Raw genomic sequence first — 25,320 nt, forward strand, 5'->3', positions numbered from 1 at the left:
TTTAAACGTATGGACAATAACACCAATAAAAAGCCCACTAAAGTTAACATGCCCAAGTTCAACCTGAACTGGCTGTACATGATTATAGCTATGATGCTATTGGGCCTGTACCTCACCAACGAAAACGGTACGGCAACCAAGAGTATTTCTTACGATGAATTCCAACAATATGTGCGCGACGGTTACGTAAACAAAGTAATCGGTTATGACGACAACTCTGTAGAAGCATACATCAAGCCGCAATATGTAGGAAACGTCTTCCGTCAGGATTCCAGCCGCGTAGGCAAGACTCCCCTCATCACCACCGAAGCCCCCTCGCGCGAAAGCCTGGGTAATTTCTTGCAGAAAGAAAGAGACGAAGCGCGCTTCGACGGTTCTGTCAATTACGAAAAGAAACGGAATTATTTCGGTGCCATCCTCTGGCAGATACTCCCCTTTGCATTCCTCATCGGTTTCTGGATATACATGTCCCGCCGTATGAGCGGTGGCGGAGGCATGGGCGGAGGTGGAGGCATCTTCAGCGTGGGTAAGTCGAAAGCCCAGTTGTTCGAGAAAGGCTCCCCCATCAAGATTACCTTCAAAGATGTGGCCGGACTTGCCGAAGCCAAGCAAGAAGTAGAAGAAATTGTAGAGTTCCTGAGGGAACCGCAGAAATATACAGACCTGGGAGGTAAGATTCCTAAGGGTGCCCTGCTCGTAGGCCCTCCGGGAACCGGTAAAACCCTGCTTGCAAAGGCCGTGGCCGGAGAAGCGAATGTACCGTTCTTCTCTCTGGCAGGTTCCGATTTCGTGGAAATGTTTGTCGGTGTGGGTGCATCCCGCGTCCGCGACCTCTTCCGCCAGGCTAAGGAGAAAGCACCTTGCATCGTGTTCATCGACGAGATTGATGCCGTAGGACGTGCCCGTGCCAAGGCTGCCGCCATGGGTGGCAACGACGAGCGCGAAAACACCCTGAACCAGTTGCTGACAGAAATGGACGGCTTCGGCTCCAACAGCGGTGTCATCATCCTTGCCGCCACCAACCGCGTGGATGTACTGGACAAAGCCCTGCTGCGTGCCGGACGTTTTGACCGCCAGATACATGTAGACCTCCCGGACCTGAACGAACGAAAAGAAGTATTCGGCGTGCACTTGCGCCCCATCAAGATAGACAATACGGTAGATGTAGACTTACTGGCACGCCAGACTCCGGGCTTCTCCGGTGCCGACATTGCCAACGTCTGCAACGAAGCTGCCCTGATAGCTGCCCGCCACGGCAAGAAATTCGTGGGCAAGCAAGACTTCCTGGATGCAGTAGACCGCATTGTAGGTGGATTGGAGAAGAAAACCAAGATTACCACCGAAGCCGAGCGCCGCTCCATCGCCATACACGAAGCAGGCCATGCCAGCATCTCCTGGCTGTTGCAATACGCCAACCCGCTGATTAAAGTAACCATCGTGCCCCGTGGACGTGCCCTGGGTGCCGCCTGGTACCTGCCGGAAGAGCGCCAGATCACTACCAAGGAACAGATGCTGGACGAAATGTGTGCCACTCTGGGCGGACGTGCCGCCGAAGACCTGTTCTTAGGCAGAATATCCACCGGCGCCATGAACGACCTGGAACGCGTGACGAAGCAGGCTTATGGCATGATTGCCTACTTGGGTATGAGCGAAAAGTTGCCCAACTTGTGTTACTATAACAATGACGAGTACTCTTTCAACCGTCCGTACAGCGAAAAGACTGCCGAACTGATTGACGAAGAAGTGAAGCACATGGTCAATGAGCAATACGCACGTGCCAAGGAAATACTCTCCACCCATCAGGAGGGACACAACCAGTTGGCACAGCTGCTGATTGACAAGGAAGTGATCTTTGCAGAAGATGTTGAACATATCTTCGGCAAGCGTCCGTGGGCTTCCCGTTCCGAAGAGATCATTAGCAACAAGACTTCCGCCGAGCTGAAAAAGGCAGAAGAAACGGAAGCCAAGAGAGCCGAGGAAGCAGAAAAGGAAGTGAAAGAGGAAGAACATAATGAAAAATAACTTTATCCAGCGCGCCGTCACCGGCGTGCTATTCGTAGCAGTATTGGTGGGCTGTATCCTGTACGGCCCCCTTTCATTCGGTATACTGTTTACCATTATCTGCGCACTGAGCGTACACGAATTCGCGCACTTGGTCAATCAAAACGACGAAGTGACCATCAACAGCACCATCACCGCCCTGGGAGGAGCTTATCTGTTCCTCGCCCTGATGAGTTTCTGCACACAGCAGAGCATCGGTTCGGGCGTATTCCTCCCCTACTTGCTACTGATACTCTATCTGATGATAACAGAGCTGTATCTCAAAAGAAGAAATCCGATAGGCAACTGGGCATACTCCATGCTGAGCCAACTGTACGTAGCATTGCCTTTTGCGCTGCTCAACGTACTGGCTTTTCAGAATTCTCCCACAACAAGCAGCGTAACTTACAACCCTATACTCCCGCTCTCCATCTTCGTCTTTATCTGGCTGAGCGATACGGGTGCCTACTGTGTCGGTTCACTGATCGGCAAACACCGCTTGTTCGAGCGTATATCTCCCAAGAAATCCTGGGAAGGCAGCATTGGAGGCGGTATCTTCTCCATTGCATCTTCGCTTGTATTTGCACATTTCTTCCCTATTATGTCATATTGGCAATGGGCGGGACTGGCAATAGTAGTAGTTATCTTCGGCACCTGGGGAGACTTGACGGAGTCGTTGATGAAGCGCCAGTTGGGTATCAAAGACTCAGGAAATATACTGCCGGGACACGGTGGCATGCTCGACCGCTTCGACAGTGCATTGATGGCTATTCCGGCTGCGGTAGTTTATTTGTACCTGATGCTGATGTTCAGATAGAGGAAGCCGCTACAAGATATAAAAAGCGCCAAGGTTGTGATATATTTATCTCACCTTGGCGCTTTGCTTCACTGTAGATTCTCTCTCTCTTATCTCAGTTGCATATTTGACAGATCAAAATCAGTCACATTCTTCATGTTGCTTTCCGAATGCTTCAGGTCGAAGGTCACTTCCACTTCACCGTTCTTCTCCGAATTCAGTTTCAACTTAATACCTTTCGTTCCGGAAGTGATATCCAGGCTGTTCAGATTATACGACACAGCACCGTAAGCCTGACGGCCGGTCAAATCGTCGTAATCGTTGTAACGAAGTTCCAAGTGGATATAACCATCTCCGGCATATAAATCCTCATTATCCTGCGGACGCACCAGACTGATGCGATGCTTCGTCTTTGCAGGAAGATTCTGAACGAAGAAGATGTTCATATAACCGCCACTGATGGTGATGTCTCCCTGATAAATCACCACCGGGTCGTTACCCAGCTCTTCTTCATTCTCGGGAGTCAGTGTTTCCACATCTTTGGTCAGTACATTTTGCAGTCTCAGCAACTTCACGGCATGGTCGTATCCTTCATAATTATCCCACAACGGATTGAACATTGTCAACACACGCTGACCGTCTACTGCATCATACCATCCCAAATCGATGTTTACCGGCCAAAGCGTTCCCCAGACATCGCTGTCCAGATAGAAGGCATTTCCGGTGACGCGTACGGTAGCCCACATCGGGGGAGTGAAGTCACCCAATGAGTATCCGTCATTATCATCACACGATTGCAAGGCAGGCATCACTGCCAAGCATATTGCCATAAATAACCAATGTAGTTTCTTCATAATCAAAGTCCTTTTTTCATTTGTTTCTGTATAAGAAATACAAAAGCCGGGCATTTACTGCACCGGCTCCAGCTATTTTAACAATTTCTCAGAACTTTAGTATTTACTACAGAGGCTTCCTTGCCCTCTGCGGTGAGTCATTCAGCAGCATCAGCATCTCTCGTGCCGCCCGCTTCGGCGCTCCCGCCTCGCCCAGGCGCGATGCCATATACTCGTATCCATCCAGCATCCGCTGCCGGTACTCCTTATTATATAAGATACGTTCCAGTTCCGAGCGTATTTGCTCCACCGTCATCGTATCGGCCACCAATTCCTTCACTACTTCACGGTCGGCAATAAGATTGACCAAGGAGATATATTTCACTTTCAGTATATGCCGCCTCAGGAAAGAAATCACCTTCCCTATCGGCGTATGATAGCACACCGCCTGCGGCACACGGAACAAAGCCGTTTCCAAGGTTGCCGTGCCCGAAGTTACCAACGCCGCATCCGCCTGCTGAAGCAGCGGGAATGTCTTGTCGAAGATAATCTTCACATCCGCATCGCCCACGTACTTCTTATAATAGTCGGGAGAAATGCCGGGAGCCCCCGCCAGCACCAGCTGGTAATCGGGGAAAGCAGTGGCAGCCCGAAGCATATCGGGCAGATTATCTTTGATTTCCTGCTTGCGGCTACCCGCCAGTAAGGCGATAATCGGTTTGGAAGACAGCCCGTTAGCCTGCACAAAGTCCTCAAATGTTTCGGCATTGGAAGCACGGAAGGCAGTCACCTCGTCCATCGTCGGATTTCCTACGTAGTGTATCGGATATTGATGTTTGCCTTCAAAGAACTCCACCTCAAAGGGAAGAATGGAGAATAATTCATCCACATCCCGCTTGATGTTCTTGATGCGGTACTCCTTCCACGCCCATATCTTGGGAGAGATATAGTAATAGACGGGAATCGACGTATGGGCATGAACAAATTTGGCTATATCCAGATTAAAACCGGGATAATCCACCAAGATCAGTACATCCGGTTGCCAGGCAACGATGTCTTCCTTGCAGCGCTTCATATTGGCAAAGATCGTGCGCAGGTGCAGCAACACGGGGATAAACCCCATGTACGCCAGCTCCTTATAATGCTTCACCATCGTGCCGCCCACAGCCGCCATCAGGTCGCCTCCAAAGAAGCGGAACTCCGCTTGCGGGTCTTCTGTCTTCAGCGCAGCCATCAGATGGGAGGCATGAAGGTCGCCGGAAGCTTCGCCGACAATCAAATAGTACTTCATCTATTTAGTTGATGTTAAAACCAGGTCTTCAGTTCATCCATCAGGCCATAAGCCGTGACATCCACAGTAGTAGGAGTAATAGCTACATAGCCGTTGTCCAGCGCCCAATGGTCGTTGTTCTCGTTATCGGCATCCTTGTTTTCATACTCACCGGTCAGCCAGTAGTAATGGGCATCTCCTCTATGGGCGAAGTTCTCCCATTCGTTGTTCCATGAGCCTTTGGTCTGTTCGCAGATTTTCACGCCTTTAAGCTCCTTGGTATCGGGGAAGTTCACATTCAGGCAGGTCAACGGAGGCAAGCCTTTCTCCAATACCTTGCGGGCTATTTCGCGGACATAAGGGCCGGCCGGTTCGAAGTCGGCATTCGGTTCGTGGCTGCAAAGGGAGAAGCCGATGGAAGGGATGCCTTTCAGACAGCCTTCTATCACTACGCCCATCGTTCCGGAGTAGTGCACATTGATGGAGGAGTTATCGCCGTGATTGATGCCACCCACTACGAGGTCGGGTTTACGATCCAGTACGGTATGGAAAGCCAACTTCACGCAATCGGCCGGGGTGCCGGAACATTTATAGACGGTCAGCCCCACATCCTTACGGAGCAGTTGGTAGCGTATCGGTTCCGTCACCGTCAGCGCACAAGCAGCGCCCGAGCGCGGAGCGTCCGGTGCCATTACCACAATCTCGCCCAGCGGACGGAGAAACTTGATTAACTCGCTAATACCTTTCGCAATGATGCCGTCATCATTGGAGATTAATATCAAAGGTCTTTGATTTTCCATATTCTTCTTTAATTATGATGCTGCAAAAATACTCAAAAAGGAAGAAAGCACCAACTGCACGGAGCAGAACAAATCATAAGCCGGAAGAACTTTCCCCGATTCACCTATATTTCCCGAAGGAGTCTTGGTGGTTTATTACAATAAGCCTACTTTTGTAGCAACAGAATGAAAGACTCCAACAAGTTGTTGGAGTTTTAAAGAGCGCACTGCCCGGCATCAAACAGATAGAAGCCGAGCTTTCCGCTCTACACCTCAAAGAAGACTAATATGGACATACTTTTAATCATTCTAGGCATCCTCTGCCTCATCGCCGGCCTGGCAGGTTGCTTCCTGCCCGTACTCCCCGGCCCGCCCGTAGCCTATGCAGGCTTGTTGCTTTTGCATTTCACGGACAAGGTGCAATACTCCACAACGCAACTGCTGGTATGGCTATTCATCGTCATCGTCATGCAGGTGCTCGATTACTTCGTCCCCATGCTGGGCAGCAAATACAGCGGAGGCAGCCGGTGGGGAACACGCGGCTGCCTCGTGGGCACTATCGTCGGACTGTTCTTCATGCCTTGGGGAATCATCCTCGGCCCTTTCCTCGGCGCCTTCATCGGAGAACTGCTGGGAGGCAGAAAGGCCCGCCAAGCACTGAAGTCCGGACTGGGCTCACTGCTCGGCTTCCTGCTGGGCACGGTGCTGAAGTGCGTGGTCTGCGGATATTTCATCTATCAGTTTGTCTCAAACTTGTTCTAAAAGAAGAGCCCTATTCCCCTTCCCCTACAACATTCCTCCCTTTCTTCCGTAAGAAGCTTGCTTATCTGCATAACCTTTACTACCTTTGCTGCACAAGATGCCATCTTGAACAACACAAGATGCCATCTTGAGCAGCATAAGATGCCATCTTGTGCAGTACATCTCACCGACATACAGCGCAAAGCAACAGGAGATTCACCTGCCAGGTACCTATGTTCCGGATGCACAGCAAGAATGAAACCGATAATAACGAATAACTCTAATAAATAAAGAAAGAATATGGGAATGATTTACCTGGTGCGCAAGAAGCTTTTCCGCACTAAAGAAGGAATGAAACAAATGTACTATGCCGTGCAACGCACCTTGCAGGTACGCGGCGGAGTAACCACAGACAAACTGGCACAACGAATGGCTGCCCGCAAAGGCATGAGCGCAGGCGAGGTGCAGAGCGTACTGACAGACCTGCCTAAATACATCGAAGAAGCCCTCAGCGAAGGCGAGTCCGTCACCATCAAGGGACTCGGCTCCTTCAACCTGGCCATCACCAGCGAAGGCTTCGAGCACCCCGACGACGTAACGCCGGGCAAGGTAGAAGTATCGCGCATCTACTTCAAGCCCGACCGCATGCTCGTTCGCAGGCTACGACAGAACATGGACTTCTTCCGCTACCCGCTGAGCAAATATTTCCCCGCCGACATGCTGCGCCCGGAAACACTGGAACGCGAACATGCATCAGAGAAAGCAGGAGATTTGTCGGTGGCAGACGGTGAACCCGGGTGAAACCACCCCCTTCACCCGCCATTGCCCGCAAACAGGCACATACAGAGAACATTGAAGGCTTGAAAGCAGAAAAAGCCGAAAGCACAAATTGCGTAAAACAAATCTTAATCTTCTGCAAGCGAGACAAAAAAACTGCTTCATTTCAAGATAAATACGTATATTTGCCCACCAAACAGAGAAAGAGCACTTTAAGTGCACTCTTTGGAGGAAAAAACGGAGATAATCCCCTGTGAGTTATTAACAAAACAGCCGACTTATCAACCGTTTTTGCAATCTTTCTCCGAATTTGTAGGCACAATCCGGAATTATCACTTATTTCGCTGCCAATAAATATTGAGATTATGGGAAAAATAATTGCTATGGCTAACCAAAAGGGAGGTGTAGGTAAGACTACGACCACAATCAACCTTGCCGCCTCACTCGCCACGCTCGAAAAGAAAGTCCTCGTTGTAGATGCCGATCCGCAGGCCAATGCCTCTTCCGGCCTGGGCGTAGACATCAAGCAGTCGGAATGTACTATTTACGAATGCATTATCGACCGTGCCGACGTGCGCGAAGCCCTTCACGACACGGAGATAGATACCTTGAAGGTTATCTCCTCCCACATCAACCTGGTAGGCGCCGAAATAGAAATGCTCAACCTCAAGAACCGCGAAAAGATACTGAAGGAAGTACTCGCACCGCTCCGGGAAGAGTTTGATTATATCTTGATAGACTGCTCGCCTTCACTGGGTCTGATTACAGTCAATGCACTGACTGCCGCCGACTCTGTCATCATCCCCGTCCAAGCGGAATATTTTGCATTGGAAGGCATCAGCAAACTGCTGAACACTATCAAAATCATCAAATCAAAGCTGAACCCGGCACTCGAAATCGAAGGCTTCCTGCTGACGATGTACGATTCGCGCCTGCGCCAGGCCAACCAGATCTACGACGAAGTGAAACGCCACTTCCAGGAACTGGTGTTCAACACCGTCATCCAGCGCAACGTAAAGTTGAGCGAGGCTCCCAGCTACGGTCTGCCCACCATCCTGTACGATGCGGACTCAACCGGAGCCAAGAACCACATGGCACTTGCCAAGGAGCTGATAAGCCGGAATGAATAAAGATAGAACAATTACACCGCATGGTTAAATTGTACATTGTAAATTGTCAAATTGTAAATGAATAGATGGCACAGAAAAGAAACGCATTAGGACGCGGGCTGGACGCCCTGCTTTCCATGGACGAAGTGCAGACCGAAGGCTCTTCCTCCATCAACGAAATAGACCTGTCGAAGATTGCCGTCAATCCCAACCAGCCCCGCCGCGAATTCGATCCCACGGCGTTGCAGGAACTGGCCGACTCCATCTCCGAGATAGGCATCATCCAGCCTATCACTCTGCGCAAGCTCAACGACGATGAATACCAGATCATCGCCGGCGAACGTCGTTTCCGCGCCTCGCAGCTTGCCGGACTGACAAGCATTCCCGCCTACATTCGCACAGCCGATGATGAGAACGTCATGGAAATGGCCCTCATCGAAAACATACAACGCGAAGACCTGAACTCCGTGGAAATCGCCCTTGCCTACCAGCATTTGCTGGAACAATACGGACTGACGCAAGAACGCCTCAGCGAACGTGTGGGCAAGAAGCGCACCACCATTGCCAACTACCTGCGCCTGCTCAAACTGCCTGCCCCCATACAGATGGGCTTGCAGAACAAGCAGATAGACATGGGCCATGCCCGTGCACTGGTAACCCTCGGCGACCCGAAGCTGCAAGTGAAAATATTCGAAGAGATCCTGGAGCACGGCTACTCCGTACGCAAGGTCGAAGAGATTGTAAAATCCCTGAGCGAAGGCGAAACCGTGAAAAGCGGTACCCGCAAGATTGCGCCCAAGCGCGCCAAACTGCCCGAAGAGTTCAACATGCTGAAGCAACAGCTGTCGGGCTTCTTCAACACCAAAGTGCAGCTCACCTGCTCGGAGAAGGGAAAAGGCAAGATCAGTATCCCATTCAGTAACGAAGAAGAATTGGAACGTATCATCGGCATCCTTGATACGCTGAAGAAGTAAATGAGGAAAAAGAGAAGAATATATCAAGTAGCCATCGCCCTGCTGCTTTGCTTTTTGCAGACGGCAGGGATTGCTATGTATGGTCAGGACCGCCCGCGTGCGGCTACCAAACGAATACACCGACACAATACGGACAGCCTCGGCGTCACCATAATGAGTGCCGACAGCCTTGCCGTGGCCGACAGCCTTGCTGCCGAAAACAAGAAGAAACTGCTGGAAATGACAGCCGCTCCTAAGATAAAGGAACCGGCCGTCCCCACGGACAGTCTGCAAAAAGCAGTGAACCCGAAAGTATGGATTCCCAACCCCGTAAAGGCGACGTGGCTGGCCCTCGTCATCCCCGGCGGCGGACAGATATACAACCGCAAATACTGGAAACTCCCCATCTTCTATGGTGGCTTTGCCGGTTGTGCCTATGCCCTTACCTGGAACGGCAAGATGTACAAGGACTACGCGGCTGCATATAAGGATGCCGTAAATGGAAACTTTGAGTCCAGCAGCATCACCGACCTGCTGCCGCCTAACTATAACTACACCGAAAGCCAGTTGACTGAGATATTGAGAAAGCGCAAGGACACCTACCGCCGATACCGGGACTTGAGTATCTTTGCCTTTATCGGCGTATATCTGCTCTCGGTGGTCGATGCCTATGTTGATGCCGAACTGTCGAACTTCGACATCACCCCCGACCTCAGCATGAAGGTGGAACCGACGGTCTTCGACAACCAGTCGTCTTCCGGACGTTTCTCGGGCAAGTCCGTAGGCGTGCAATGCAGTTTCCGATTCTAATACTAAAATAAATGCTAATAACCCATGATACATAAACCCGCATATATGAAGAAAATCATCATCGGTTCCTCACTCCTGTTCTGCGCCCTCCTTGCCGCCCCGCAAATGCGCGCACAAGAGAGTGTGGAAGTGCTGATTCGTGAAAACGGGGCAGAGCGCCAGGAAACCATCGAGCTGCCCAAAAGTATGACTTACCCACTGGACAGCCTGCTCAACGACTGGAAAGCCAAAAACTACATAGACCTGGGCAAGGATTGCAGCACATCGACGGAGAATCCGCTATTCAGCGACTCGGTATACATCGACCGCCTGTCGCGCATGCCGACCGTCATGGAGATGCCTTACAACGAAATTGTACGCAAGTTTATCGACATGTACGCCGGACGCCTGCGCAACCAGGTTGCCTTTATGCTGAGCGCCTGTAATTTCTACATGCCCATCTTCGAGGAAGCACTCGACGCCTACGGCCTGCCGCTCGAACTGAAATATCTGCCGATTATCGAATCTGCCCTCAACCCCTCCGCCGTGTCGCGTGCCGGTGCCTGCGGATTGTGGCAATTCATGCTCGCCACCGGAAAAATGTACGGTTTGGAAAGCAACAGCCTCGTAGACGAGCGCCGCGACCCGATAAAGGCTACCTGGGCCGCTGCCCGTTATCTGAGGGACATGTACGACATATATAAGGACTGGAACCTGGTGATTGCCGCCTACAATTGCGGCCCCGGCACCATCAACAAAGCCATCCGCCGTGCCGGCGGTAAAACGGACTATTGGGAAATCTACAACTTCCTGCCCAAAGAAACACGTGGCTACGTGCCCGCTTTCATCGCCGCCAACTACGTGATGACTTACTACTGCAAGCATAACATCTGCCCCATGGAAACCAATATCCCGGAGGCAACCGATACCGTGCAAGTAAACCGTAACCTGCATTTTGAACAGATTTCCGATATCTGCGGCATCGGCCTGGACCAAATCAAGAGCCTGAACCCGCAGTTCAAGAAAAGTGTCATCCCGGGAGAGAGCAAACCGCAGACACTCCGCCTGCCGATGAATTACATCAGCACATTTATAGACAAACAAGATACCATTTATGCCCACCGCAGCAACGAACTGTTCAAGAACCGCAGAACGGTTGCCGTTTCCGACACACGCTCGACGGCACGCGGCAGCAGGGGCAGTGCCGGCACAGGCACCCCTACCTATCATAAGATTCGAAGTGGAGAAACATTGTCAACCATTGCGCGTCGTTATGGTGTCACTGTCAACCAATTAAAGAGCTGGAACGGCCTGCGCAACAATAATATTGCCGCAGGAAAGCGATTGAAGATTTATAAATAAATACATAAACGCTTGCTTGGTGTCGGATTTTGCTTATTTTTGCAGAAAGTGAAGAAAGGAGATACAGCATGGATGAAAATGTAAGCCAAAAGGAGAAAGAGAAAGCCGAAGAAGAAATGATTGAACAGGCATTCCAAGAACTGTTAAACGACTATTTGGCAACCAAACACCGTAAGCGCGTCGAGATCATAACCAAGGCATTCAATTTTGCCAACCAGGCGCACAAGGGCATCAAACGCCGTTCGGGCGAACCATATATTATGCACCCCCTGGCCGTTGCAAAAATTGTATGCAACGAAATAGGCCTTGGGTCCACCTCCATCTGCTCGGCATTGCTGCACGACGTAGTGGAAGATACCGATTATACCGTAGAAGATATCGAAAATATCTTCGGTCCCAAAATAGCTCAGATTGTAGACGGGCTGACCAAGATTTCCGGCGGCATCTTCGGCGACCGTGCCTCAGCACAGGCAGAGAACTTTAAGAAGCTGCTGCTCACCATGTCCGATGATATCCGCGTCATCCTTATCAAGATAGCCGACCGCCTGCACAACATGCGCACACTCGGCTCTATGCTGCCCAACAAGCAATTCAAGATTGCAGGAGAAACGCTTTACATCTACGCCCCGCTTGCCAATCGTCTGGGTCTGTACAAGATAAAGACCGAACTGGAAAACTTAAGTTTCCGATACGAACACCCCGAAGAGTATCACGAAATAGAAGAGAAACTTGCCGCAACCGCCGTGGAGCGCGACAAGGTATTCAAGGAATTCACCGCCCCCATACGCGAACAGCTGGATAAGATGGGTCTGAAATACCACATCCTTGCCCGCGTCAAGTCCATCTACTCCATCTGGAACAAGATGCAGACCAAGCACGTACCTTTCGAGGAAATCTACGACCTGCTTGCCGTGCGCATCATCTTCGAACCCCGCAACATGGAGGAAGAGTTGAACGACTGTTTCGACATCTACGTCTCCATCTCCAAGATATACAAACCTCACCCCGACCGCCTGCGCGACTGGGTGAGCCATCCCAAAGCCAACGGTTACCAGGCGCTGCACGTCACCCTGATGGGAAACAACGGACAGTGGATTGAAGTACAAATCCGCAGCGAACGTATGAACGACGTTGCCGAGCAGGGCTTCGCCGCCCACTGGAAGTACAAAGAAGGCGGTGGCGGCGAGGACGAAGGAGAACTGGAAAAATGGTTGCGTACCATCAAGGAAATTCTGGACGACCCGCAACCGGATGCCATCGACTTCCTCGATACCATCAAGCTGAACCTGTTTGCCTCGGAAATATTCGTGTTTACCCCGAAAGGCGATCTCAAGACAATGCCGCAGAACTCTACGGCACTGGACTTTGCCTTCTCCCTGCATACCGACATCGGCAGCCACTGCATCGGAGCGAAGGTCAATCATAAACTGGTACCCCTCAGCCACAAGCTGCAAAGTGGCGACCAGGTGGAAGTCCTGACCTCCAAATCGCAACGCGTACAACCGGAGTGGGAAGTGTATGCCACTACCGCCCGCGCCCGCGCCAAGATAGCAGCCATTCTGCGCAAAGAAGCCAAGGCCAATCAAAAGGAAGGTGAAATCCTGGTGGCCGATTTCTTCAAGAACGAAGACATCCATATAGACGATGCCGCGCTGGATAAGCTGACAAAACTGCATAACTTCCACACTCGCGACGAACTGCTTGCCGCCGTCGGCAGCAAAAGACTCGTATTGGGCGATGCGGACAAGAATGCATTCAAAGAAAAACAAGGCACCAACTGGAAGAAGTTCCTGACCTTCTCCTTCGGTAATAAAGACAATAAGGATGTAAAGGAACAACCCGAAGAAAAAGCCCCGCAGGAGAAAATCAATACCAAACAGATATTGAAACTGACAGAGGAAACCATCTCGAAGAACTATATCATGGCAGACTGTTGCCACCCCATTCCGGGTGACGACGTACTGGGCTATATAGACGAAGAGAACCGTGTCATCATCCATAAGCGCCAATGTCCCGTTGCCGCCCGCCTCAAGAGCAGTTACGGCAACCGCATCATCGCTACTGAATGGGATACGCACAAGGATTTGTCATTCCTCGTCACCATATATATAAAAGGTATAGACAGCATGGGGTTGCTCAATGAAGTGACACAGGTCATCTCCCGCCAACTCAACGTGAATATCCGCAAACTGACCATCGAAACCACCGACGGCATCTTTGAAGGAAAAATACAGCTTTATGTACACGATGTGGATGATGTACGGAGTATCTGCGATAACCTGAAACAGATACAGAACATCAAACAAGTGACGAGAGTCGAAGAATAAACAAAAGCTTTGAAAGACAGGGCAAAACCTTTGAGATAAAAAAAGTTTTATCTTACATAGTTATTCAATATTGATATAAAATAGCTACTTTTGCAGTATATATCAATGAAGTATACTATGATAGTGGGCAAATATATAAATTTGGGGATGCTCCAGAAGCTGCTGTTCGATGATGAAGAAATAACCATTTCCGATGAAAGTATTCAGGAAGTAGATGAAAGTTTCCGCTTCTTAAAGGACTTCTCTAATGATAAAATTATTTACGGGATTAATACCGGTTTCGGTCCTATGGCGCAATATAGAATCGATGATAAATCATTAGTGGAACTACAATATAACATCATCAGAAGCCACTCTACAGGGGCAGGTGCTCCATTACCCGCACTTTATGTAAAGGCGGCTATGATTGCCCGGCTATTCACTTTTCTTCAGGGGAAATCCGGTATACACAGGGAACTGGCAGAACTGCTTGTTAAGTTTATTAATCTGAATATTATTCCATACATACCGGAGCATGGCAGTGTAGGCGCCAGTGGCGACTTAGTGCAACTTGCCCACATGGCACTGACGCTGATAGGAGAAGGAGAAGTATTCCATCAAGGGAAGTTACAACCCACCGCCCAAGTGCTTGAAAAGAATCACCTCAAGCCTTTCTCCATACACATACGCGAAGGACTTTCCGTCACAAACGGCACTTCCGTCATGACCGGTATCGGCGTTGTCAATCTGATTTATGCCCGGCAGTTACTTGATTGGTCGATATGCGCCTCGGCAATGATGAACGAGATTGCCGCTTCGTACGACGATTTCATCTCCCAGCCCTTAAACGAGACCAAACTCCATAAAGGACAGCGAAAGATAGCCGAAGCCATGAGAGCCTGGACAGCAGACAGCAACTGTATGCGAAAAAGGGAAAATGAATTATACAGCCGGAAGCATGAAGAGAAAATCTTCGAGCACAAGGTTCAGCCCTATTATTCACTGAGATGTACTCCGCAAATATTAGGACCGGTTTACGATACGCTGATAAACACGGAAGAAGTGCTTATAAACGAAATCAATTCGGCCTGCGACAACCCGATTGTAGACCCGGAAACACAGAATGTGTATCATGGCGGGAACTTTCACGGAGATTATGTGTCCTTCGAAATGGACAAACTGAAAATAGCCATTACCAAACTGACCATGCTCTGCGAACGCCAGCTGAATTACCTGTTTCACGACCGCATCAACGGCATACTTCCGCCTTTCGTCAATTTAGGTGTTTTAGGACTGAATTATGGACTGCAAGCTTCACAATTTACAGCGACTTCCACCACTGCCGAATGCCAGACATTGTCCAACCCGATGTATGTGCACAGTATTCCGAACAACAATGACAATCAGGACATTGTTAGCATGGGAACTAACTCTGCATTGATAGCTAAAACGGTTGTTAACAACTCTTTCCAGGTAATGAGTATCTTGTTTATGGGCATTGTACAAGCTGTAGACTGCCTGAAGATACAAGATAAACTAAGTACAGAGTCACGCCGTGTATACAATGAAATTCGGGCTTTCTTCCCCGTCTTTTCAGAGGACACTCCCAAGTATAAAGAGATAGAAGCCATGGAGAAGTATCTGAAAGAGAGGAAATTCAATTCGTGCCTTTGGCAATGAGTTAATGACAAAATGTAATGAACAGTAGATGAAATACGCATTAATAACAGGCGGAAGCCGAGGCATAGGACGCGCTGTCAGCATAAAGCTGGCAGAGATGGGATATTCTGTGCTGATAAATTATCAAAGCAATGACAAAGAGGCTGCAAAAACCTTGCAGTTGGTCCGCGAAAAAGGCGGGGACGGAGAATTACTGAAATTCGATGTTGCCGATTCCGCATCGGTATCTGAAGTACTGAATGCCTGGAGTGCACAGCATCCGGATGAATATATCGAGGTGCTGATAAACAATGCAGGTATTCGCAAGGATAACCTGTTGCTCTGGATGACGGAGGAGGAATGGAACGGAGTACTGAACATCGGTTTGAACGGTTTCTTTTATGTCACCCAAGCCTTGCTTAAAGATATGCTGGTGAAACGCTCCGGGCGTATTGTCAACATCGTTTCATTATCGGGCATCAAAGGAATGCCCGGACAGACCAACTACTCTGCCGCAAAGGGAGGTATCATTGCTGCTACTAAAGCCCTGGCTCAGGAAGTTGCCAAGAAACATGTCACCGTCAATGCCGTTGCACCGGGATTCATCCGTACGGAAATGACTAAAGACATCAACGAAGACGAATGGAAGAAACACATCCCGGCCGGCCGTTTCGGTGAAGCCGAAGAAGTAGCCGATTTGGTAGGTTTCCTCGTATCTCCCGCCGCTTCATATATCACCGGTGAAGTTATTTCAATCAATGGAGGGCTATATACATGAGAAGAGTTGTCATCACCGGAATGGGAATTTACTCGTGCATCGGAAAGAATCTGGACGAAGTAAGAGATTCGCTCTATAACGGAAAATCAGGTATCGGCATCGATCCCGAACGGAAAGAATTGGGTTATCAGTCTGCTTTAACCGGCCTGCTGGAACGTCCCGACCTTAAAAAATTACTGGACAGGCGGAAACGCCTCTGCCTGCCCGAACAGGGCGAATACGCCTATATGGCAACTGCAGAAGCCTTTAAGAATGCAGGTATCGATGAAGCCTTTCTGGAAGCCAACGAGATGGGTGTTCTGTATGGAAACGACAGCAGCACGGCACCGGTTATCAATGCGGTAGACATCATCCGCGAGAAGAAAAAGACCGTATTGGTCGGTTCCGGCTCTATCTTCCAGTCCATGAACTCCACAGTGTCCATGAACCTGTCCGTCATATTCAAGCTCAAAGGAATAAACTTCACGGTTTCCGGGGCTTGTGCCAGCGGTTCCCATGCCATCGGGATGGGCTACCTGCTTATCAAATCGGGATTGCAGGACTGCATTTTGTGTGGTGGCGCGCAAGAAGTGAACCCTTTTTCCGTAGGTAGTTTCGACGGATTAAGCGCTTTCTCCACCCGGGAAGATGAACCACAAAAAGCATCCAGGCCCTTTGATAAAAGCAGAGACGGACTTGTGCCCAGCGGAGGCGGTGCCAGTGTGGTGCTGGAAAGTTACGAATCGGCCATAAAACGGGGAGCCCCCATACTGGCAGAAGTTATCGGTTATGGATTTTCATCCAATGGAGAACATATCTCCGTACCGAATATAGACGGTCCGAAGCGTTCGCTGGAGATGGCCGTACGCGAAGCAGGCATTGCATTGGACGAAATCAGATATATCAATGCACATGCCACTTCCACCCCGATAGGCGACTTAAACGAAGCAAAGGCGATAGCAGAGGTATTCAAGGGACACAGTCCATACGTGACCTCTACCAAGTCGATGACCGGACATGAGATGTGGATGGCAGGTGCCAGCGAAGTAATCTACTCCACCCTGATGATGCAAAACAACTTCATCGCCCCTAACCTGAATTTTGAGGAGCCGGATGAAGCATCCTGCCTGCTGAACATCCCAGCCCAACGAATAAATACGGAATTTGACACCTTCCTGTCGAACTCATTCGGATTTGGAGGAACCAATTCCACCTTAATAATAAAGAAAGTAAAGTAACATAAGTATGACCAACGAAGAAATCATTGAAAAGATAAGAGAAACCTTATCAGAGGAATTTGAAGTAGACATCGATCTTATCCAGCCTGATGCTCCGCTCATGCAAACGCTCGAATTAGACAGCCTGGATTTGGTAGATATGGTGGTATTGATTGAAAAGAACTTCGGTTTCAACGTAACCGGGCAGGATTTTGTAGGAATTAAGACATTCCAGGATTTCTACAATCTCGTCATCACCCGTATGTCCGACGGCAAAAACGAATAGCAGAATGTGGAAAGGTAAAACCCGCGGCGGTGTATCCGGATACTTGTTTTTCATTTATCTCATCAGATATCTCGGTGTAAAAGCTGCCTATGGTTTTCTGTCTCTCATCGTTCTTTATTTCATACCGTTCGCCCCGAAAGCAACGCGAAGCACCTGGCAATATGCCCGCCGCATATTGAAGCGAAACCGTATGCGTTCGGCCGGTTTATTGCTGAGCAACTATTATCGCCTGGGACAAATACTCATTGACAAGGTAGCCATCGGAAACGGAATGATAGACAAGTATCATTTCAAGTTCAGCCAATACCAGGAGTTCCTGGATGTTCTGGACAGCGGGCAAGGAGTAATCATGATCGGCGCACACGTCGGGAACTGGGAAATCGGAACTCCCTTTTTCAATGATTACAGCAAGAAGATAAATGTAGTGATGTACGATGCCGAACACCAAAAGATCAAAGAGGTACTGAAAAAGAATGGTCTGAAGCAACCTTACAAGATAATACCGGTCAATGAAGATAACCTGGCACACATATTCAAGATAACGGAAGCCCTGGATAATAAAGAGTATGTATGTTTTCAGGGAGACCGCTATCTGAATGCAGACAAACTGCTGACCTGTACTTTTATGGAACAAGAAGCATCTTTCCCCATGGGCCCTTTTCTACTGGCATCACGGATGAAAGTGCCGGTGGTATTCTATTTTGCGATGAGAGAAGCCGGACAAATCTATCACTTCCACTTTATCTTGGCAGAGAAGGTGACCGGCTCCAAAGAGAAAAGAGCAGAGCAGTGCCTGCTGGAACAGTACGTCAAAGCTTTAGAGAATATAGTCAAACAATATCCCGAACAATGGTTCAACTATTATCCTTTCTGGAAGTTGCCCGAATAAAATAAGATAACTGCATGAAACTATCTCCTTCTTTAGAAAAGAAATATAGCCGTGAACGGTTCACTGCCGTGCAGGCACAGCGGCTGGCACAAGAAATAGCTTTTGGTCCCATCGTATTTCAAGTGTCTCGCCTGATGCTGAAATTCGGTATATTCCGTCTTTTGTCCGATCACCGGGAAGGCAGGACATTGGAGCAGATCGGTCAGGCTACCGGGCTGTCGCTCTATGCTGCGCAAGTTCTACTGGAAGCCTCGCTCACCATTGGCACTGTGCTGGTAAAAGATGACCGGTATTTGCTAGCAAAAGCCGGTTGGTTCCTGCTGAACGACGAAATGGCCAAAGTAAATATGGACTTCAACCAGGATGTGAATTACAAGGGATTGTCCCATTTGGAAGAAGCGCTGGTCAACGGCCGGCCGGAAGGTTTGAAAGAACTGGGGAACTGGCCTACGATATACGAGGGTTTGTCCAGTCTGCCCGAACCAGTGCAGAAAAGCTGGTTTGGATTCGACCATTTCTATTCGGACAATTCCTTTGACCAGGCACTCGAAGTTGTATTCAACCATTCTCCCCGCACCTTGCTCGACGTGGGAGGAAACACCGGAAGATGGGCTACACGATGCGTACAATATAATAAGGAAGTGGAGGTAACCATCATGGACCTGCCCCAACAACTGGAAATGATGAAGCAGAAAACCAAAAACATTCCCGGACATGAGCGTATTCACGGATATGGAGCAAACCTTCTTGACAAAGATGTACCTTTCCCCGAAGGATTCGACGCTATCTGGATGAGCCAGTTTTTAGACTGTTTCTCCGAACAGGAAATTATCAGTATCCTGTCACGTGCCGCCCGGTCTATGTCTGCAGACGGAAGACTTTTCATCATGGAAACCTTTTGGGATCGGCAGAAGTTTGAAACAGCTGCCTATTGCCTGACGCAAATCAGCATCTACTTCACTGCAATGGCAAACGGTAACAGCAAGATGTACCATTCGGACGACATGGCGCGTTGCATCCGGGAAGCCGGACTGGAAATAGAAGAAATATATGATAACCTCGGACTGGGACACAGCATCGTAAAATGTAAACTGCAATGAAACGAACCCCTATCATATCTGGCGAAGAAATTCTGAAACTGATCCCGCAACGTCCTCCTATCGTTATGGTAGATACATTCTGCGGTATAGAAGATAATTCTTCTTATTCAGGTTTGACAATAACCTCCGACAATATCTTCTGCCAGGACGGAAGGCTGCAGGAAGCCGGAATCATCGAACATATAGCCCAGTCGGCAGCTGCACGGATCGGATATATCTATTTGCAGCAGAACGAGTCTATTCCGTTGGGGTTCATCGGTTCCGTAGATAAGCTGACCATTCATCGCTTACCGGAAGTGGGGCAGGAATTGTTTACTGAGATTACGGTCATCCAGGAAGTATTCGACATCACTTTGGTGGCAGCCCGCGTGAGCACTGCAGAGGGGATCACAGCCGAATGCCGGATGAAAATATTTTTAAAGAAAGAATGAGGCAAAAGACGAATTTACACACAGCAGCCCTCACAGACCGCACCACTGTAAAGGTACGTTTCAGTGAAGTCGACTCCATGCAGATTGTATGGCACGGCGAATACGTCCGTTATTTTGAGGACGGAAGAGAATCTTTCGGAAAACATTACGGATTAGGATATATGGATATTTATAGGGAAGGCTACATGGTGCCTATCGTCGACCTGACTTGCCAGTTCAAGCAGCCGCTGTCATTCGGCGAGGAAGCAATTATTGAAACCCGGTATATCGCCTGCGAAGCTGCTAAAATAAAATTCGAATACGTACTCTACCGGGCTACGGACAACAGTATTGTGGCCACAGGAAGCACAACCCAGGTATTTCTGAACAATAACAGAGAATTAGAATTAATAACTCCGGCTTTTTATCAGGAATGGAAGAAGAAATGGAACATCCTATAACCGTATACATCACTGCAGATACGATCATCAGTTCTTTAGGGGTGGACACCCGGGAGAACCTGCAAGCCATCCGGGAATATCGGAGTGGCATTGCGCTGCATGAGGCCGGGCTGATTTCCGACGAGCCGATATTGGCTGCTACCATCGATCCGGCATTAACGGAGGCAACAAAAGGATCGGACTCTTATACCCGGCTGGAACGGCTGTTCATCCTCGCCATACAAAAGATTTTGTCCCGTTCCGGCATCAGTTTGGCAGATGAAGACTGCGGTCTCATTCTCTCTACAACCAAAGGAAATATTGATCTGTTAAGTAAGCAGACCGATCAGCCGAACTCCAAAATCCACCTATGGGAGATGGGCAGAAGAATAGGCGAATACTTCCATGCCGACAGCCGTGTGGAGATTATCTCTAACGCCTGTATATCAGGAGTATCGGCCTTGATTGTTGCGAAACGATGGATAGAATCGGGTAGATACAGGAAGGTGATAGTGGCAGGCGGCGATGTCCTCTCCCATTTCATCACCAGCGGATTCCTCTCCTTCAAGTCTGTCAGTGCAGAAAGATGCCGTCCTTATGATGCCCGAAGGGATGGGCTCAATTTAGGAGAAGCATGTGGAGCCGTATTGTTAAGTTCGGAAGGAAGTGATACGGACATTATATTGTCGGGAGGCGCCATCAGTAATGATGCCAACCACATTTCCGGCCCGTCGCGTACCGGAGACGGACTTTACTTTGCCATCCGCCGGGCAATGGAAGAAGCGGCGGTTACGAAGAAAGATATCAGTTTCGTCAATGCCCACGGTACAGCAACTGCCTACAATGACGAGATGGAAGCCAAAGCCATTCATTGGGCAGGATTGGAAGCAGTACCCGTAAACAGCATGAAATCTTATTTCGGGCATACTTTGGGAGCATCGGGAGTGATTGAGTCTATTATCTGCATCCACGAACTGAAAGAGAAGATAGTATTCGGCACGTTAGGTTATAAAGAGACAGGCGTCAGCATGCCCATCCTTGTTCAGGAAAAGCATTGGGAAATGCAAATGAAGCATTGCCTTAAAACGGCCTCCGGGTTCGGAGGTTGCAATGCAGCCATCATACTAAGCCTGCCCGAATATCAACAGCCGGGAAAAGAGACATCCGGTTCAAAGACCATGCACACCACAGCCACCGTTTCCATTGAAAACTCCGGTTTACGCCTGAACGGGGAAAGTATTTTTTCATCTTCTGCCACCGACTTTGCCACATTTATCCGCGAAGCCTACAAAAATACAGGTGGAAGTAACATGAAATTCTACAAAATGGACGACCTTTGCAAACTGGGATATACAGCGGCAGAATACTTGTTACAAGAAAAGAACTTCCAACCGGAAGAAATCGGTATCTTGCTGGCAAACTCGGTAGCTTCGTTAGATACGGACATCCGCCATCAGATAATTATCGACCGGGAAGGAGACCACGCAGCAAGTCCGGCAGTATTTGTATATACCTTGCCCAACGTAGTTGCCGGCGAGATATGCATCCGCCACAAAATACAAGGAGAAAACACTTTCTTCATAGAAAAGGAATACGATGCGGACAAACTGGAACGGTATGCCCGGATTGTAATGGAAAAGAATAAATTGAAGGCTTGCATCATCGGCTGGTGCAATCTTTTACAGAAACAATATAAAGCAGATTTTAAATTAATAGAAGTACAATAGCGATATGGAAGAATTGATAGAAAAACTAAAAAGAGAACTGATTGAAGAGCTGAATCTGGAGGAAATCAATCCGGAAGACATCAATCCCGACGAACCTCTGTTTGGTGACGGAGGCTTAGGACTCGACTCCATCGACGCCCTCGAAATAATTCTCATCTTGGAACGCAACTACGGAATCAAAATAAAGAATCCGGCAGAAGGAAAGCAGATATTCTACTCCATACATACTTTGGCAAACTATATCTCTGAGAATCAAAAGTAATGAAGATATACGTAACCGGTTTAGGTGTTGTTTCAGGTATCGGTCTGGGTGTTGCGGCAAATATAGCTTCGCTCAGAAATCACAGGCATGGTATGGGGAAAGTGACTCTTTTTCCCACCAAACTGGATGTGCCCGTATCGGAAGTGAAATACAGCAATGAAGAACTGAAACGGTTACTTTCTATAGATACGGAGAAAACAGTCTCCCGTACAGCCTTGCTGGGTATGCTGGCTGCCAAAGAAGCAGTGGACGATGCCCGGCTGGATATAGCTTCTCTACGCACCGGCCTTATTTCTTCCACCTCGGTAGGAGGCATGGATTTGAGTGAGCATTTCTACGACTCATTCAAGAGAGACAACAGGAAAGGAAGATTGCGGGAAGTCATTTCCCACGACTGCGGCGCAAGCACTGAGATGATAGCGGACTATCTGAAAGTGAACAATTTCGTAACTACAATCAGTACCGCTTGTTCATCGGCTGCCAACGCCATCATGTTAGGAGCCCGAATGATTCGGAACGGACAGTTGGATGCTGCCATTGTAGGAGGTACGGATGCCTTGTGCAAATTTACCCTCAACGGGTTCAACTCCCTCATGATTCTGGATAAAGAGCATTGCCGCCCTTTCGATGTATCCCGTGCCGGACTCAATTTAGGAGAAGGAGCCGGATACATCATACTGCAATCGGAGAAATCACTCCGAAAAGACGCTTATTGCCTGCTTAGCGGATATGCCAATGTGAACGAAGCTTTTCACCAGACGGGCAGTTCTCCCGAAGGGAACGGGCCTTTCTGGGCAATGACGGAAGCCATTGGGCAAAGCGACATTCCCTGCGAAGAGATTAATTACATCAACGTACATGGCACGGGAACCCCGAGCAACGACCTTTCGGAAGGACTTGCTATCCGTCGGATATTTGGAGAAAAAATTCCACCATTCAGCTCCGTAAAAGCTTTCATTGGCCATACATTAGGAGCCTCGGAAGGAATTGAAGCCGTTTATTCTGTGCTCTCCGTACGCCATGGTTTCATCTATCCTAACCTGAATTTCGAAAAGCCGATAGAAGAAAACAGGCTGATTCCTGAAACTGCCTTCCGCGAAGGATTGCCCATTCGGAATGTACTGTCAAATTCATTCGGATTCGGCGGAAATAATTCGTCACTACTATTTTCAACTTTAAACAAGAAATGATGCAGCCGGTGTATATCAATCATATAACCTCTATTCATGCAGACCCCGTTTCGGAAGAACGGCCTTATCTGTCGGCCCGGGAACCAGACTACAAAAGCATCATCACAAATGCTGTGTTACGGAGACGGATGAGCCGCATCATCAAGATGGGAGTGGCTTGCGGACTGGAATGCATCAGTTCTCTACCCTCCGAAAAGGTAAATGCAATTATCACTGCTACCGGACTGGGTTGCCTGGCAGATACAGAGAAGTTTCTGAATACGGTTATTGAGAACGAAGAGCAACTGCTGAACCCTACCCCTTTCATCCAGTCTACCTTCAACACCGTTGGAGCCCAGATTGCATTGATCCGCCAGATACATGCCTATAACATGACATACGTGCACCGCGGACTGAGTTTTGAAAGTGCACTGCTGGACGGTATGATGAGGATATGGGAAGGGGACGAAAATGTTTTAGTAGGCGCAATGGACGAGATTACTCCCGCCAGCCATGCCATACAACAACGACTGGGATTACTGAAAGGTATACCGGCCGGAGAAGGTGCACAATTCTTCTTGCTGGGGCAACAACCTTCGGAATCTACCTTGGCAGAAATCACAGGGATTTCTACCTTCCGGCATGCAGACTCTGCAACAGACGTAGCCGTACATATCCAACACTTCCTGCAAAAACATCTGTCCGATTCTAATCAAATAGACTGGTTTGTCACCGGGAAAAATGGGAACGGGAAAGAAGACGCGATATACACTGATTTAGAAAAGAGCTTATTCCCGGCAGCCAAATACAGCACTTTTAAAGATGAATGCGGCGAATACCCCACAGCCGTCGCTTTTGCCGTATGGAAAGTAGCTCGGGCATTTGGAGAAGCCCCATGTTCCGAGCAGACAGCCTTAATATACAACCATTTCCATTCCATCAACCACTCGCTAATTCTAATAAGAAAAAGGCAATGGTAGCAGAAGTGATCATCATATCAGTCATTGTTTTCCTTGTCTATGCTTCTTGCAATGTCCGATCTAATATCTACCTCAAGGTATTCTGCAAGAAACAGACAACAGAGAAGATAGTAGCCATCACCTTTGATGACGGGCCGGACCCGATACAGACTCCCAAAGTGCTGCAAGTACTCAAGGAACAGCAAGTTCCTGCCTGTTTCTTCTGCATCGGATATAAAGTAAAAGAGAATGAGCGGTTGGTTCAACGAATAACGGATGAAGGGCATTTAATAGGAAACCATTCCTATACCCACGCCAATACATTCCCACTGTACAGCCTTGCACGAATGAAAAAAGAGCTACAGGCTTGCCAGTCTGCTTTAGAACGAGTAACTTCGCAGGATATCAAATTATTTCGTCCGCCATTCGGGGTTACGAATCCTACGATAGCAAAAGCCGTCCGACTATCAGGCTATACACCTGTCGGGTGGAATATCAGGACATTCGACACGCAGCACCCATCGCAGGAGAAGGTATTAAGACGTATCCGGAAGAAGTTATGCCCCGGCTCCATCATCCTTTTACACGACCGGATGCCGGACAGTGATTTATTATTGAAAGAAATACTCTGTTTAATCAGAGAGAAAGGATATACAGTTGTCCGTCTGGACAAGATGCTATAAATAACAA

The 25,320-nt window shown here is 48.8% G+C and carries 25 protein-coding genes; 22 read left to right on the forward strand and 3 right to left on the reverse strand.

Features of this window, described 5'->3' with window-relative positions; all coding sequences use genetic code 11:
• Positions 1–9: 9 nt before the first annotated feature.
• Positions 10–2,022, forward strand: a complete 2,013-nt coding sequence (ftsH, locus tag AAE250_RS10220; protein WP_294595963.1) for an ATP-dependent zinc metalloprotease FtsH — start codon at positions 10–12, stop codon at positions 2,020–2,022.
• Positions 2,012–2,857: a phosphatidate cytidylyltransferase gene (locus AAE250_RS10225; RefSeq protein WP_294595961.1), complete on the forward strand. Its 846-nt coding sequence runs from the start codon at positions 2,012–2,014 to the stop codon at positions 2,855–2,857. Before ftsH ends, AAE250_RS10225 begins: the two co-directional genes overlap by 11 nt.
• A gap of 89 nt (positions 2,858–2,946) precedes the next feature.
• Here AAE250_RS10225 and AAE250_RS10230 read toward each other — a convergent pair whose 3' ends face one another.
• From AAE250_RS10230 to surE, 3 genes are all read right to left on the reverse strand, one after another.
• Complete coding sequence (locus AAE250_RS10230) at positions 2,947–3,690, reverse strand: NigD-like protein (RefSeq protein ID WP_294595959.1); 744 nt, start codon at positions 3,688–3,690, stop codon at positions 2,947–2,949.
• Positions 3,691–3,796: 106 nt separating this feature from the next.
• Complete coding sequence (gene lpxB / locus AAE250_RS10235; protein ID WP_294595957.1) at positions 3,797–4,960, reverse strand: lipid-A-disaccharide synthase; 1,164 nt, start codon at positions 4,958–4,960, stop codon at positions 3,797–3,799.
• 14 nt (positions 4,961–4,974) lie between these two features.
• Positions 4,975–5,739, reverse strand: coding sequence for a 5'/3'-nucleotidase SurE (gene surE / locus AAE250_RS10240; RefSeq protein WP_294595955.1), 765 nt, complete (start codon positions 5,737–5,739; stop codon positions 4,975–4,977).
• A 267-nt stretch (positions 5,740–6,006) separates the two neighbouring features.
• Here surE and AAE250_RS10245 point away from each other — a divergent pair, with 267 nt between their 5' ends.
• The 20 genes from AAE250_RS10245 to AAE250_RS10340 all read left to right on the forward strand — a co-directional run bounded on the left by AAE250_RS10245 (position 6,007) and on the right by AAE250_RS10340 (position 25,313).
• Positions 6,007–6,480 carry a DUF456 domain-containing protein gene (locus AAE250_RS10245; protein WP_294595953.1) on the forward strand — a complete coding sequence of 158 codons (474 nt, stop codon included), beginning with the start codon at positions 6,007–6,009 and terminating at the stop codon, positions 6,478–6,480.
• Between the two features lie 279 nt (positions 6,481–6,759).
• Complete coding sequence (locus tag AAE250_RS10250; RefSeq protein ID WP_294595951.1) at positions 6,760–7,260, forward strand: HU family DNA-binding protein; 501 nt, start codon at positions 6,760–6,762, stop codon at positions 7,258–7,260.
• Between the two features lie 341 nt (positions 7,261–7,601).
• Positions 7,602–8,366, forward strand: coding sequence for a ParA family protein (locus AAE250_RS10255; RefSeq protein ID WP_294595949.1), 765 nt, complete (start codon positions 7,602–7,604; stop codon positions 8,364–8,366).
• Between the two features lie 65 nt (positions 8,367–8,431).
• Complete coding sequence (locus AAE250_RS10260) at positions 8,432–9,319, forward strand: ParB/RepB/Spo0J family partition protein (protein WP_294595947.1); 888 nt, start codon at positions 8,432–8,434, stop codon at positions 9,317–9,319.
• Positions 9,320–10,108: a DUF5683 domain-containing protein gene (locus AAE250_RS10265; RefSeq protein ID WP_294595944.1), complete on the forward strand. Its 789-nt coding sequence runs from the start codon at positions 9,320–9,322 to the stop codon at positions 10,106–10,108.
• Between the two features lie 45 nt (positions 10,109–10,153).
• Positions 10,154–11,449: a transglycosylase SLT domain-containing protein gene (locus AAE250_RS10270; RefSeq protein WP_446715749.1), complete on the forward strand. Its 1,296-nt coding sequence runs from the start codon at positions 10,154–10,156 to the stop codon at positions 11,447–11,449.
• Positions 11,450–11,517: 68 nt separating this feature from the next.
• Complete coding sequence (locus AAE250_RS10275) at positions 11,518–13,776, forward strand: RelA/SpoT family protein (RefSeq protein WP_294595941.1); 2,259 nt, start codon at positions 11,518–11,520, stop codon at positions 13,774–13,776.
• A 117-nt stretch (positions 13,777–13,893) separates the two neighbouring features.
• The gene (locus AAE250_RS10280) at positions 13,894–15,435 is read left to right on the forward strand and encodes an HAL/PAL/TAL family ammonia-lyase (RefSeq protein ID WP_294595989.1); all 1,542 of its coding nucleotides are present in this window, start codon (positions 13,894–13,896) and stop codon (positions 15,433–15,435) included.
• Between the two features lie 28 nt (positions 15,436–15,463).
• Positions 15,464–16,192, forward strand: a complete 729-nt coding sequence (gene fabG, locus AAE250_RS10285; RefSeq protein ID WP_294595939.1) for a 3-oxoacyl-ACP reductase FabG — start codon at positions 15,464–15,466, stop codon at positions 16,190–16,192.
• On the forward strand, positions 16,189–17,409 hold the full coding sequence (locus AAE250_RS10290) for a beta-ketoacyl-[acyl-carrier-protein] synthase family protein (RefSeq protein WP_294595937.1): 1,221 nt from the start codon (positions 16,189–16,191) through the stop codon (positions 17,407–17,409). The genes fabG and AAE250_RS10290 overlap by 4 nt, the downstream gene beginning before the upstream one ends.
• Before the next feature lie 7 nt (positions 17,410–17,416).
• Complete coding sequence (locus AAE250_RS10295) at positions 17,417–17,674, forward strand: acyl carrier protein (protein WP_294595935.1); 258 nt, start codon at positions 17,417–17,419, stop codon at positions 17,672–17,674.
• 4 nt (positions 17,675–17,678) lie between these two features.
• Positions 17,679–18,563, forward strand: a complete 885-nt coding sequence (locus AAE250_RS10300) for an LpxL/LpxP family acyltransferase (RefSeq protein WP_294595933.1) — start codon at positions 17,679–17,681, stop codon at positions 18,561–18,563.
• A 14-nt stretch (positions 18,564–18,577) separates the two neighbouring features.
• Positions 18,578–19,663, forward strand: a complete 1,086-nt coding sequence (locus tag AAE250_RS10305) for a class I SAM-dependent methyltransferase (protein WP_294595931.1) — start codon at positions 18,578–18,580, stop codon at positions 19,661–19,663.
• Positions 19,660–20,094, forward strand: a complete 435-nt coding sequence (locus AAE250_RS10310; RefSeq protein ID WP_294595929.1) for a hydroxymyristoyl-ACP dehydratase — start codon at positions 19,660–19,662, stop codon at positions 20,092–20,094. Before AAE250_RS10305 ends, AAE250_RS10310 begins: the two co-directional genes overlap by 4 nt.
• Positions 20,091–20,534: an acyl-CoA thioesterase gene (locus AAE250_RS10315; RefSeq protein ID WP_294595927.1), complete on the forward strand. Its 444-nt coding sequence runs from the start codon at positions 20,091–20,093 to the stop codon at positions 20,532–20,534. The genes AAE250_RS10310 and AAE250_RS10315 overlap by 4 nt, the downstream gene beginning before the upstream one ends.
• Positions 20,519–22,240: a beta-ketoacyl synthase N-terminal-like domain-containing protein gene (locus tag AAE250_RS10320; RefSeq protein WP_294595925.1), complete on the forward strand. Its 1,722-nt coding sequence runs from the start codon at positions 20,519–20,521 to the stop codon at positions 22,238–22,240. The genes AAE250_RS10315 and AAE250_RS10320 overlap by 16 nt, the downstream gene beginning before the upstream one ends.
• 4 nt (positions 22,241–22,244) lie before the next feature.
• Positions 22,245–22,502, forward strand: a complete 258-nt coding sequence (locus tag AAE250_RS10325) for a phosphopantetheine-binding protein (RefSeq protein WP_294595923.1) — start codon at positions 22,245–22,247, stop codon at positions 22,500–22,502.
• Positions 22,502–23,692 carry a beta-ketoacyl-[acyl-carrier-protein] synthase family protein gene (locus AAE250_RS10330; RefSeq protein WP_294595921.1) on the forward strand — a complete coding sequence of 397 codons (1,191 nt, stop codon included), beginning with the start codon at positions 22,502–22,504 and terminating at the stop codon, positions 23,690–23,692. The genes AAE250_RS10325 and AAE250_RS10330 overlap by 1 nt, the downstream gene beginning before the upstream one ends.
• The gene (locus tag AAE250_RS10335; protein WP_294595987.1) at positions 23,692–24,651 is read left to right on the forward strand and encodes a beta-ketoacyl synthase chain length factor; all 960 of its coding nucleotides are present in this window, start codon (positions 23,692–23,694) and stop codon (positions 24,649–24,651) included. The genes AAE250_RS10330 and AAE250_RS10335 overlap by 1 nt, the downstream gene beginning before the upstream one ends.
• Positions 24,645–25,313, forward strand: coding sequence for a polysaccharide deacetylase family protein (locus tag AAE250_RS10340; RefSeq protein WP_294595919.1), 669 nt, complete (start codon positions 24,645–24,647; stop codon positions 25,311–25,313). Before AAE250_RS10335 ends, AAE250_RS10340 begins: the two co-directional genes overlap by 7 nt.
• Positions 25,314–25,320: the final 7 nt, after the last annotated feature.

Origin of the sequence: Bacteroides sp. GD17, from assembly GCF_038448625.1 — a bacterium.
Taxonomy (GTDB): domain Bacteria; phylum Bacteroidota; class Bacteroidia; order Bacteroidales; family Bacteroidaceae; genus Bacteroides.

Coding starts and splice junctions, on each gene's coding strand:
- ftsH (WP_294595963.1), top strand. CDS start 10: ATGGACAATAACACCAATAAAAAGCCCACTAAAGTTAACATGCCCAAG.
- AAE250_RS10225 (WP_294595961.1), top strand. CDS start 2,012: ATGAAAAATAACTTTATCCAGCGCGCCGTCACCGGCGTGCTATTCGTA.
- AAE250_RS10230 (WP_294595959.1), bottom strand. CDS start 3,690: ATGAAGAAACTACATTGGTTATTTATGGCAATATGCTTGGCAGTGATG.
- lpxB (WP_294595957.1), bottom strand. CDS start 4,960: ATGAAGTACTATTTGATTGTCGGCGAAGCTTCCGGCGACCTTCATGCC.
- surE (WP_294595955.1), bottom strand. CDS start 5,739: ATGGAAAATCAAAGACCTTTGATATTAATCTCCAATGATGACGGCATC.
- AAE250_RS10245 (WP_294595953.1), top strand. CDS start 6,007: ATGGACATACTTTTAATCATTCTAGGCATCCTCTGCCTCATCGCCGGC.
- AAE250_RS10250 (WP_294595951.1), top strand. CDS start 6,760: ATGGGAATGATTTACCTGGTGCGCAAGAAGCTTTTCCGCACTAAAGAA.
- AAE250_RS10255 (WP_294595949.1), top strand. CDS start 7,602: ATGGGAAAAATAATTGCTATGGCTAACCAAAAGGGAGGTGTAGGTAAG.
- AAE250_RS10260 (WP_294595947.1), top strand. CDS start 8,432: ATGGCACAGAAAAGAAACGCATTAGGACGCGGGCTGGACGCCCTGCTT.
- AAE250_RS10265 (WP_294595944.1), top strand. CDS start 9,320: ATGAGGAAAAAGAGAAGAATATATCAAGTAGCCATCGCCCTGCTGCTT.
- AAE250_RS10270 (WP_446715749.1), top strand. CDS start 10,154: ATGAAGAAAATCATCATCGGTTCCTCACTCCTGTTCTGCGCCCTCCTT.
- AAE250_RS10275 (WP_294595941.1), top strand. CDS start 11,518: ATGGATGAAAATGTAAGCCAAAAGGAGAAAGAGAAAGCCGAAGAAGAA.
- AAE250_RS10280 (WP_294595989.1), top strand. CDS start 13,894: ATGATAGTGGGCAAATATATAAATTTGGGGATGCTCCAGAAGCTGCTG.
- fabG (WP_294595939.1), top strand. CDS start 15,464: ATGAAATACGCATTAATAACAGGCGGAAGCCGAGGCATAGGACGCGCT.
- AAE250_RS10290 (WP_294595937.1), top strand. CDS start 16,189: ATGAGAAGAGTTGTCATCACCGGAATGGGAATTTACTCGTGCATCGGA.
- AAE250_RS10295 (WP_294595935.1), top strand. CDS start 17,417: ATGACCAACGAAGAAATCATTGAAAAGATAAGAGAAACCTTATCAGAG.
- AAE250_RS10300 (WP_294595933.1), top strand. CDS start 17,679: ATGTGGAAAGGTAAAACCCGCGGCGGTGTATCCGGATACTTGTTTTTC.
- AAE250_RS10305 (WP_294595931.1), top strand. CDS start 18,578: ATGAAACTATCTCCTTCTTTAGAAAAGAAATATAGCCGTGAACGGTTC.
- AAE250_RS10310 (WP_294595929.1), top strand. CDS start 19,660: ATGAAACGAACCCCTATCATATCTGGCGAAGAAATTCTGAAACTGATC.
- AAE250_RS10315 (WP_294595927.1), top strand. CDS start 20,091: ATGAGGCAAAAGACGAATTTACACACAGCAGCCCTCACAGACCGCACC.
- AAE250_RS10320 (WP_294595925.1), top strand. CDS start 20,519: ATGGAACATCCTATAACCGTATACATCACTGCAGATACGATCATCAGT.
- AAE250_RS10325 (WP_294595923.1), top strand. CDS start 22,245: ATGGAAGAATTGATAGAAAAACTAAAAAGAGAACTGATTGAAGAGCTG.
- AAE250_RS10330 (WP_294595921.1), top strand. CDS start 22,502: ATGAAGATATACGTAACCGGTTTAGGTGTTGTTTCAGGTATCGGTCTG.
- AAE250_RS10335 (WP_294595987.1), top strand. CDS start 23,692: ATGCAGCCGGTGTATATCAATCATATAACCTCTATTCATGCAGACCCC.
- AAE250_RS10340 (WP_294595919.1), top strand. CDS start 24,645: ATGGTAGCAGAAGTGATCATCATATCAGTCATTGTTTTCCTTGTCTAT.